This is a genomic window from Microbacterium sp. P2_F9 (genome assembly GCF_056403635.1).
Map to the genome: position 1 here is coordinate 1 of NZ_JBFUFC010000257.1, position 4,309 is coordinate 4,309.

Here is a 4,309-nt window from a genome sequence, read left to right on the forward strand (position 1 = left end):
CCCTGCTCGCCACCGGTCCGCGCACCTCGGATCCGCGCCACCAGACTCTGCGCGCCCTCATCGACTGGAGCTGGGAGACGCTCGGCCAGGGCGAACGCGAGGCGCTGCTGGCAGCATCCGTCTTTCCGGACGGGATCGTCGCGGCGGACGCCGTCGTCGTCGCGCGCCGATTCGAGACGGATGCCGCGGCCTTCGAGTCGCTCGTCGACCGCTCGCTGCTGCGCCGCGACGACGGGGGCTACCGGATGCTCGAGACCGTCCGCGAGTACGGGCTCGACCGCCTGCGCGCGACGGGACGCGAAGGGCGGGCGCGGGCGCGCCACGCGCAGTCGATGGCCGAGCTCGCCCTCGCGCGCGACGCGCTGCTGCGAGGACCCCACGTGCGCGCCGGCCTCAAGTGGTTCGACGCCAACGAGGAGAACCTCACGGCGGCGCTGCGCACGTGCACCGAGCAGCCCCGGCTTCACCCGACGGGGGTCGAGCTCGTCCGCGCCACCCTCTGGGAGTCGATCATGCGCGAGCGCTTCGAACGGCTCGAAGCGGGGATCACGGCGTTCTCGTCCGAGGACGGCACCCTCGACTCGGAGGCGGCGGTGGTGGTCGACGGCGTTGCGACGATCTTCCGGACGGTGAGCGCCGCGATGCAGGCGTCCGCCGACGGCGCCGCCACCACCGAACTCTCCGCATCCTTCGACCGCACCGCCGACCGGATCGTGCAGGCGGCGGCCCAGCATCCGTCGGAGCTGACCGCGGTTCTCCCCCCGCTCTTCGCCGGTGCGAGCGAGGCGATCGCCCGAACGTCKGGGGAATCGCTGTGGTCGCGCAGCTTCCGCATCCCGGCTGTGCCGTCCGCCGCACCCGAGTGGACCCGGGCCTTCGTCAGCATGATGCGGTCCGCGCTCGCGCAGAACAGCGGCGACGTCGAGACCCTCGGGAGTGAAAGCGAACGCGCGGTGCACACGTTCCGCGCGCTGGGCGACGTGTGGGCAACGGCATTCTCGAGCCAGATGCGCTCGGAATGGCTCATGCTCGAGGGCCGGCTGGAGGAGGCGCTCGAGCTCGCCGACGCCGCGACAGCCGATCTCGTAGGGCTGACGTCGGTGACCGACGCTCTGCAGCAGCGTGCGCAGGGGGTCAACCTGCTCATCCGCCTCGGCCGGCTCGACGATGCCAGGGCGAGGGTCGCCGACGTCGACCGCCTGGCACGCGCTGATGGGTCGGACCGCGCCCTCGCGCAGTCGCGCATGAGCGCCGCAGTGATCGAGATCGCGGCCGGCGACGGCGAGGCCGCCCTCGCACACCTCGACGTGGTTTCCACGCTCCTCGCCCCCGACTTTCCCGGACAGGTGACGGCGTGGGCGCTGTCCAAGCGCGCGCAGGCGCTGCTGCTCTGCGGACGTGCCGACGAGGCCGCCGAAGCGATCACGCAGGGCCTTCCCCTCGCACAGCGCAGCGGCGATCAGCCGATCATCGCGGATGTCGCGCTGAGTCTCGCCGGCTGGCTCGCGTTGACGGGGCAGGATGCCGCAGCCCGGCGCGCACTCGACGTCTCGGCCGCGCGACGGGGCCGGGCTGACACAGCCGATCCGTTCCACCGGTTCGTCACCGAGCGGCTGGCCCCCGGTCACGACGATGCGGCGCCGGATCTCTCCGGCGCCGCATCGGACGAACTCGACACCTTGGCGGCCCTGCTGCCGCAGCCGTCCGCATAGGACAGCCGCTCGGCACTTGCACTGAGCGAGCGAAGCGAGTCGAAGTGTCCGCTTCTCCTAGGCGCGCCGCATGTAGGCCCGCAGCGTGAGCGGCGCGAACACCGCGACGACGACGGCGGCGCCGACGATCGTCGCGACGATGTCGCCACCAGCTGAGACGCCCATCGTGAGTGCGCGCGTGGCGGAGACCAGGTGCGTCACCGGGTTGATCTCGACGAACCACTGCAGTGCCGGCGGCAGGGTGTCCTTCTGCACGTACGCGTTCGAGAGGAACGTCAGCGGGAACAGGATGAGGAACGAGATCCCCTGCACCGACGCGGCCGAGCGGGCGATGACGCCGAAGAACGCGAAGATCCAGCTGAGCGCCCATGCCGACGCGATGACGAGCAGGCCCCCCAGCACGACGCCCGAGAATCCGCCGTCGGGGCGATAGCCCATCACGTAGCCGATCGCGAAGGTGATGGTCGTCGCGATCAGGTACCGCAGGGTGTCGGCCAGGAGGGCACCTGCGAGCGGCGCGACCCTGGCGATCGGAAGCGAGCGGAAGCGGTCGAACACGCCCTTCTCCATGTCTTCGCGCAGCTGCACGCCGGTCACCACCGAGGTCGTGATGACGGTCTGCACGAGGATGCCCGGCAGCAGGTAGGGCAGGTAGTCCTCGACGCTGCCGGCGATCGCGCCGCCGAAGATGTACGCGAACATGACGGTGAACACGATCGGCTGGATCGTGACGTCGAGGAACTGCTCGGGGGTGCGGCGCACCTTGAGCAGCCCGCGTCCGGCCATCGTGAACGTGTTGCTGACGGTCTGACGGAGGCTGACGTGGTTGCGCAGCGGCCGATCGGGGGAATACACGAGCGAGGTCATGCCAGGCTCCCTTCGAGCTCGGGCTGGGCTTCGGCGTCGGTGACGCCGTGACCGGTGAGGGTGAGGAAGACCTCGTCGAGGGTGGGCTTCTGCACGCTGAGCTCGGCGAGGCGGATGTCCGCTTCACGCAGCGTCAGGAGGAGCTCGGTGACGAGGTCGGGGTTCTGCATGGGGGCGGTGAGGCGTCCGCGCTCGGGGCTCACCGTCGCCGGGACGCCCAGCACGCGCTCGACCGCGCGGCCCACGGCCTCGAGGTCGGCGGGGTCCGCGGGGCGCAGCTGCAGGCTCGAGGTGCCGATCGACGACTTGAGCTCGTCGGACGTGCCCTCGGCGACGACCTTGCCGGTGTCGATGACCGCGATGCGGTCGGCGAGCTGGTCGGCCTCGTCGAGATACTGCGTGGTCAGCAGCACGGTCGAGCCATCGGAGACGAGCCGGCGGATGGTGTCCCACATCTGGGCGCGCGTGCGGGGGTCAAGGCCCGTGGTCGGCTCGTCCAGGAAGATGAGCGGCGGCCGCGCAATGAGGGATGCCGCGAGGTCGAGGCGGCGGCGCATGCCACCGGAGAACTGCTTGAGCGGTCGCTTGGCGGCTGCGGTCAGTCCGAACTCCTCGAGCAGCTCGACGGCCTTGCGCTTGGAGTCGGCGCGGGACAGCCCGAGGAGGCGGGAGAAGATCACCAGGTTCTCGGTGGCCGAGAGCGTCTCGTCCACCGACGCGTACTGTCCGGTGACGCCGACGAGCTGACGGATGATCTGCGGCTCGCGGACGACGTCGTGGCCGAAGATCTCGGCATGCCCGCCGTCGGGGCGCAGCAGCGTCGCGAGCATACGGATGGTGGTGGTCTTGCCCGCGCCGTTGGGCCCGAGCACGCCGTAGACGGTGCCGGCCTCGACCTGCAGGTCGACGCCGTCCACCGCGCGGTTGTCACCGAAGGTCTTGACGAGACCCTCGGCGCGCACCGCGAGCGTGCGCGATGCGGAGGGGAATGAAGTCATGGTGTCTGCCTTTCTGTGGCGTGATCTCATCGTGCGTCGCACGTGCTGTCATCCCGCGGTCATCGCGTCAGGGACGCTGTCACAGCGCTGTCATCCGCCGGTCAGCGCGCGCCATCGCGCGAGTCGGGCGGCGGGGGCGGATATGCGAGACTCGGACCGGCCGGACGAGGAGGTGACGTGGCGGGACAGCTGCTGGCGGTGGCCCGCGCTCGCGCCCAATCACGTCTGCTCTGGGCGATCGCCGGTACGGCTCTCATCGTCGTGATCGCGCTCGCCGCCGCACTGGGCTGGCTCACGGGTGCGATGCGATCGGCCGTGGTCGGCGCGGTCGAGCGCGGCGGAGCCTCCGCGCAGACCACGATCCTCGAGATCCCCGCGACGGCGCATCCCGCGGCACAGGCGGATCAGGTCGCACGACTGCTCAGCGGCCGGTTCGGCTCTTCGCTGCAGATCGAGATCCAGCCCGCCGGGCCCGGTGGCACTTCGCGGTGGACGCTCACGGTCGACCCGACGCGTTTCGACCCTTGGGCGACCGGGGCGATCGCCGTCGATCTGCACGACCTCGCCGTGCTCGCCCAGGCGGTGCCCGGCCTCGCGCCCGAAGGTGCATCGACAGAGGGCGGACTCTCTGCCACCCTCACGGAGGCTGCCGGGGTCGTGCGCGCCGCGCAGGCCGTCGTGCCGGTGCCGCTCGCCCTGGTGGCCGCGGCGGGGCTCGTGGCGAGCGTGCAG

Annotated in this window: 3 protein-coding genes and 1 pseudogene; 2 read left to right on the top strand and 2 right to left on the bottom strand. The window is 71.2% G+C overall.

The window, feature by feature from the left end; translation table 11 throughout:
• Positions 1–1,712 (top strand): annotated as a pseudogene (locus tag AC1DVT_RS18285) (ATPase); the annotation flags it as partial.
• A gap of 57 nt (positions 1,713–1,769) precedes the next feature.
• On the opposite strand, the gene AC1DVT_RS18290 reads toward AC1DVT_RS18285, so the two are convergent.
• Entirely contained in the window at positions 1,770–2,579 is an 810-nt protein-coding gene (locus AC1DVT_RS18290; protein WP_457099486.1) for an ABC transporter permease, read from the bottom strand.
• A complete protein-coding gene (locus AC1DVT_RS18295; RefSeq protein WP_477390592.1) occupies positions 2,576–3,577 on the bottom strand; it encodes an ATP-binding cassette domain-containing protein in 1,002 nt (333 codons plus the stop codon). Before AC1DVT_RS18295 ends, AC1DVT_RS18290 begins: the two co-directional genes overlap by 4 nt.
• Positions 3,578–3,754: 177 nt before the next feature.
• On the opposite strand from AC1DVT_RS18295, the gene AC1DVT_RS18300 reads away from it, so the two are divergent.
• Positions 3,755–4,309 (top strand): hypothetical protein (locus AC1DVT_RS18300; protein ID WP_477390594.1); only part of this gene is annotated, 555 nt, incomplete at its 3' end.